General features: G+C 57.8%; 3 protein-coding genes. 1 reads left to right on the top strand and 2 read right to left on the bottom strand.

Going from position 1 to position 2,057, the window contains the following annotated elements:
- Window positions 1–222: 222 nt before the first annotated feature.
- Entirely contained in the window at window positions 223–777 is a 555-nt protein-coding gene (locus tag AWB67_RS36845) for a hypothetical protein (protein WP_087660743.1), read from the bottom strand.
- Window positions 778–817: 40 nt separating this feature from the next.
- The gene (locus AWB67_RS36840) at window positions 818–1,384 is read right to left on the bottom strand and encodes a hypothetical protein (protein WP_087660742.1); all 567 of its coding nucleotides are present in this window, start codon (window positions 1,382–1,384) and stop codon (window positions 818–820) included.
- A gap of 441 nt (window positions 1,385–1,825) precedes the next feature.
- On the opposite strand from AWB67_RS36840, the gene AWB67_RS42730 reads away from it, so the two are divergent.
- A partial coding sequence (locus AWB67_RS42730; RefSeq protein WP_235008099.1) for a hypothetical protein occupies window positions 1,826–2,057 on the top strand: 232 nt, incomplete at its 3' end.

Raw genomic sequence — 2,057 nt, 5'->3', positions numbered from 1 at the left:
ACTTTCCCGTTGGCGTCGAAAACCTTGAGGACTTTCTGCCCGTGCAGTCGGTCATCGCCGTGGGCGCCACGTCCGTCGTGGTCGCTGCCGGATACCGCCGGCGTTGCGAAGAACAGGAGAGTAACGACAAAAAGCAATTTGCACATTCAAGTCTCCCGTCAATAAGAGTCTTTTGACCCCAGCCCGCCTTGCCCCGGGTGTCAGAACGACTTAACTGATGTGTCACCGGACGGTCAGCGGCTCCGGGTAGTGCTGGGTGAGCGGGAAGCTGCTCTCAGGCGTCCAGCCTTCCTCTCGATCAACGGGCGTCAAGGTTGCGCATGGGCCCTCGACGAACCGCTCAGAGCGAACCAAAGGTGCAAAGTCGGACGAGAAAGAGTCGGGCGCAATGTACAGCGTCGCTTCGCCACCCTGCCGCACGATGGTGGCAGGGCGTAAGGTACCGGTTAGCTCACCGCGTATGAACGGCGTGCCACTGCAGTCGCTTGTTCGAAATGAATTCCCATAAGAAACGCCGCCCCAGACGTACTGCGACGCCAGGGTATGGCCGTCGGCTCCGCTCGCGCGGTGGATCGGTACAAATACGATCGCGCCATTTACCGTCAGCTCGACACCACCGGACTTTAAAGGGCCGACAAATCTCCCGTGCGCATCGACAATTGCCAGAAAGCGACGTTCGCCTCCATGCCATGTACGTGAATCGTCGGCCGTACCGCGGCCGTTCCATAGCGATGCAACGGCAATCAGGATCACCGCAGTCTTGAGCGAAGCTTGCACTAAGATCTCCTTCCCGGCACTCGGAGTAGCGTCATCGCATTCAGTAGCGAACGGTAAGCGGCTCCGGATAGTATTGCATTAGCGCATAGGCAGACGCGGCCATCCAGACCGGCACTCCTAGAAGGGCATACGCGGTGCATTGACCTGGCGCGATAGAGTAGGATCTCAGGTCGGCGGAAGCCGTGTAGGTATCGGAAGCAATGTAGGCCGTCACATCGGCGCCGCGTCGTACAACTTCGACCGGTCTCAGCACGGCAAAGATGTCGCCGACTGCTGGAGGGCCGTTGCAATCAGTTCTCGGGTACCACGGCTTTCCTTCCGCCCATGCATATTGGGAGGACGAAATGTGACCGCCGCTATCCGTCATCCGTTTTATCGGGACGACAACAGTCGTGCCGTTGGCACTGGTGACTACACCACTCGAGAATGAAGCCGTAACGAGCGGGCCAACCACCGTGCCCCTGCTGTCGAATACCCGCAGCTTCCGAGAACCATCGTGGCGATCGCCGTCGCTGTCACGGCCTCCACCGCCGTTCCCCAGTGTGATCGACGTGAAAGTCAGCAAGGCAAGGCAGGCAAAAGAAGACTTTAGCAAGTCGAATCTCATGGTGTCGGATCGTACATGTGCTGACCGTTGGTCAAGTGTTGGTAGTCGTTTGCAACGTAACGTTCACCGTCGCTGGAGAGTCGCCAAGCACGTGCACAAGGCTCTCTGTCGATCACGACGCAACGGCAGGCGGGGAGTGTCATTTGGTTGCAATATAGAACTCGCGCGACGACTAAGCAAACGGAAATCGGCGCGAGAACGACTTAATTCACCTCGGCGTTACACCATCGATTTGCGACAAGCACGACTTGCCCTTAAAACGCTCTGAAGTGACAGTAAAGGATAGTGCACAGAATCGCGCGCGGCGGCCCGGCAAAGCGGGCGGTGTTCTCGCTGCCAGCGGCCGACCGTCGCGTACGACATAATCGGACAATGTGGGAAATGGAAGTCTCACGGACGACTAAAGTGCCAGCCAGCGCATATCATGAGTTAAGGTCGTCGATGGAAATCGATGCGCATTATGTTGTATCCGCTGCAGGGGGAGCTATGCCCACCTTCGAGCCCGTTCCAATGCCTATGCGCATACCGGCGATAGTTGTCATCAACTGGCGCCACACCCCTCGCTTCCGGATTCTTTCCGCAATGCTGTATGCCATCTTGCAATTACCCACACTCGTCCTGCGCGAGTTCATATCCCAGCTGAATGTCAATCAGACGGCGCATACCGCGCCAC

The organism is Caballeronia terrestris (assembly GCF_001544515.1).
Classification (GTDB): Bacteria; Pseudomonadota; Gammaproteobacteria; order Burkholderiales; family Burkholderiaceae; genus Caballeronia; species Caballeronia terrestris.
The sequence above is the reverse complement of the archived record's forward strand: the minus strand, read 5'-3'. Positions and strand labels throughout refer to the sequence as shown.

What these genes read in the sequence shown, in the direction of transcription:
- AWB67_RS36840 (WP_087660742.1), bottom strand. Translation starts at nt 1,384, where the DNA reads ATGAGATTCGACTTGCTAAAGTCTTCTTTTGCCTGCCTTGCCTTGCTG.